Genomic DNA, 507 nt, shown 5'->3' with positions numbered 1-507 from the left:
ATCAGTTGCTCGGTAGCCATAGCAGATAAGCTAGATACTCTGGTTGGGATTTTTGGCATAGGTCAGGCCCCCAAGGGTGACAAAGATCCTTTTGCACTGCGAAGAGCGGCAATAGGTTTATTACGCATAGTGGTAGAGAAGACCTTACCTTTAGATCTTCAGCCATTAATCGATGCATCAGTCACACTGTTTGGCGATAAGCTCACCAATGCTGATGCGGCAGAACAGGTCTTTGAGTTTGTACAGGGGCGCTTTCGTGCCTGGTATCAAGAGCAAGGCGTAGATGTCGACGTTATCCAATCCGTTCTAGCACGCCGTCCATCGCGTCCAGCCGATTTTGATGCCCGCATCAAAGCCGTGCAACACTTTAAGACATTGGAAGCCGCACAGGCGCTTGCAGCTGCGAATAAACGCGTTGCCAATATCCTGGCTAAGGTAGAAGAGCCGCTACAGGAAAAAGTGGACGCAGCCTTGTTAAAAGAGAGCTCAGAACAGGCTCTGCTTACC

Annotated in this window: 1 protein-coding gene; it reads left to right on the top strand. The window is 49.9% G+C overall.

All coding sequences use genetic code 11. The features are described from left to right. A partial coding sequence (locus J0A66_RS21600; RefSeq protein ID WP_206575920.1) for a glycine--tRNA ligase subunit beta occupies positions 1 to 507 on the top strand: 507 nt, incomplete at both ends.

It is taken from the genome of Bowmanella dokdonensis, from assembly GCF_017254865.1.
GTDB lineage: Bacteria > Pseudomonadota > Gammaproteobacteria > Enterobacterales > Alteromonadaceae > Bowmanella > Bowmanella dokdonensis.
The sequence above is the reverse complement of the archived record's forward strand: the minus strand, read 5'-3'. Positions and strand labels throughout refer to the sequence as shown.